Origin of the sequence: Dietzia sp. HMSC21D01 (genome assembly GCF_001815995.1) — a bacterium.
In the GTDB taxonomy this organism is placed as follows: domain Bacteria; phylum Actinomycetota; class Actinomycetes; order Mycobacteriales; family Mycobacteriaceae; genus Dietzia; species Dietzia cinnamea.
In genome coordinates, this window is sequence record NZ_KV824151.1 from 1 (window position 1) to 2482 (window position 2482).

Annotated in this window: 2 protein-coding genes; one reads left to right on the top strand and one right to left on the bottom strand. The window is 61.0% G+C overall.

Annotated elements, in window-relative coordinates; translation table 11 throughout:
• Positions 1 to 142 precede the first annotated feature (142 nt).
• Complete coding sequence (locus tag HMPREF3086_RS16900) at positions 143 to 400, top strand: type II toxin-antitoxin system RelE family toxin (protein ID WP_070723086.1); 258 nt, start codon at positions 143 to 145, stop codon at positions 398 to 400.
• An 824-nt stretch (positions 401 to 1224) separates the two neighbouring features.
• Here HMPREF3086_RS16900 and HMPREF3086_RS16905 read toward each other — a convergent pair.
• The gene (locus tag HMPREF3086_RS16905; RefSeq protein WP_070723089.1) at positions 1225 to 1800 is read right to left on the bottom strand and encodes a ParA family protein; all 576 of its coding nucleotides are present in this window, start codon (positions 1798 to 1800) and stop codon (positions 1225 to 1227) included.
• Between the last annotated feature and the right edge of the window lie 682 nt (positions 1801 to 2482).

A 2482-nucleotide genomic window follows, 5' to 3' on the forward strand; every position in this document is an offset into this window, starting at 1 on the left:
GTTCTTCGACCGCGCCCTACAGGCCCTGGAGGATCAGGCCGACGTGGAAGCCGCGGCTGCCGCTCGCCGCGAGGACGACAGCATCTCCCACGAGGACCTCATGGCGGAACTGGGCCTGTAGACCTGCGCACCCGCTTGCCTGATGCCCTATTCGATCTCCTATAAGCCCTCAGCCGCCAAAGCCCTGCGCAAAATTCATCCCACCGAGCAGAACCGAATCGTCCGCGCCATCGAAGCCCTCGCGGTGACACCGCGACCGCCTGGCGCGATTCAGCTCGCCGGAGGCGACGGCGAACTCCGAATCCGCGTGGGCAACTACCGCATCATCTACGACATCGAAGACGACGCCCTCGTCGTACTTGTGCTGCGCATCGGCCACCGCGGCGACGTCTACAAGTGACTCCGTCCCACGCCAAGTCGCCACCGGGCGTTCGAGGAGGCACCACTCGCCGACGCCGATAGGACGCGTTTCGACAATCCGCAGCCGGCACGGCTCGCGATGGCAAGATCCAACGCCTAAGCAGACAAGCCGAAGCTGCTAGAACTGCTCGTTATCCAGGGTCTCGACGCCACCAAGGGCGGCCCACTAACGGCATTGAAAATCATCCAGTCACCGACTGCGCCGATATGCGGGAACACCCGTGGGGCAACGCGGCCCGGCCACCAAGAGTTCTGCCAGCGGGAAGGCGACCCAGAACAACAGGAGCAGCTCCGGCCGGCACGACCGGCAGCACGGCCAACTACCAATCGGGCTCAACCCACAATTGCCGGCGAACGCGAACATGGGAAGTTCGCAGTTCAGACGCTGGTTGCCAACCCCCCCTCATCACAGGGCGGGCTCGTCGCGCGGCTAGACGCCCGGGCTCGATGCTCGCACCGGACTTGCCTACCAGCCTGAGAATCACCATCTCTTCGGTGGCCGACACCGTCAGCGGTATATACCTCGATCCGTTTTTACCGACGACGGTTTTTACCTCTGGCGAGACTACTCAGGAAGTGCGTTTCGAATAGCTGCCTCGATAAACTCAGACACGGTCTCCCCTTGTTGGATGGCCGCGATCTTCGCTCTCCGGTACACCTCAACATCAAGCGCTAGAGATGTCTTCGTACGCCGAGGACCGGCCGGACGTGCGGCTTCAGAAGCAGAGAACGTTTCCGAGACCGGCCGGATGGGAGCTGCGGCCCGTGGGCGCAAACTACGGCTCACCGGTTCCGATTTGCCACTCATTTAGTCACCTCAACGATCTCGTCCATCAGATCTCGATAGCCGAAGAAGCTTGTTGGACATGTGCCGAATGACTGGCGTATCGCCTGTCGCTTCCCAATCACATTCTCGAATACGAACACCCCTTCCGATTCAAGGGCCTCCTTTGTGAGCTCGAGCAGCTTAGTGCCGAGCTCAACGCTCGTGAGAAGGACGCCAGCTGGCTTATGTGCAGCAGCCTCCAACGTCGGCCAGACGCGCTGGAGGTCCAACCCAGACGGCGCAGTGGGGACCACGACAACATCAGCCGCATCGATCGCGGCCTGAATGATGTCAGCAGCACCCGGAGGCGTGTCGATCACTGTGATGTCGCTACTAGATGCGCGCGAAAGCGTGATCTTGTTCGCGGGCGAGACTTGAAACGGCAAAGGCGCACTCCCCTCCGTCGCAATCTCAGCCCAGCTAGTGGCCGACCCCTGAGGGTCCGCGTCTAGCAACTCAGCCGACTTGCCCTGCGCACTCGCGACCGTCGCTAGGTAAATGGCGGTGGTCGTCTTACCGACGCCACCCTTGGTGTTAACTACCGCAATCTTCAAAACCCGCTACACCTCAATCCTCTTATACCGCGATACCGCTGTACCTATTGTGGTCATCACCTTGATACCAAAACTGCAGCACAGGAGCGCGTTAGCCACGCCGAACATCCCGAAATACCTTTGGACCGATAGCGGCACATCAGTAATCACCGTTAGACCGATACTGGTGTTGCGGTATACACCGGCGACGGTTTGGCGGGATATACCGCTGCGGGTGTGCCGCAGCCGCTGACCGCCGACAGAGCCGTAGGCGGCGCCAAAAACTCCACCTCACCTAGGCGTGTCGATAGGATTTGTGGCGCCAAGTGTGGGAGTTTTCCTCCCATGGCGACGAAGCAGCGGGGCCCCGGGCGACCGTCATTCGGCGAGCGCATGCGCGTGCCCGTCCGTATGGCCCCTGAGGTGTACGAGGCACTTCGGGTGGAAGCCAGGTCTAGAGGCGTCTCGATGTCTCAATACTTGGCTGACCTCGCCGCCATCAATCTTGGCCTGCCCGAGGCCGTAGTTCCACCTGCAGATGAGGAGGCAATTTCAGCGTGAGGCGTTGGCCGGCCCGCGCCCGGCCAACAGTTGAACACCCCGCAACCCTGAAATGACTGATCCCGGCCCACTGGCAGGTGGACCGGGATCGAAAGTCAAGAGTTCGAGTTACCGCTCAAACTCGGTGTTGCTCACCAATTAG

Excerpts from the sequence above, each read along its gene's own strand:
- HMPREF3086_RS16900 (WP_070723086.1), top strand. The coding sequence starts at position 143 with ATGCCCTATTCGATCTCCTATAAGCCCTCAGCCGCCAAAGCCCTGCGC.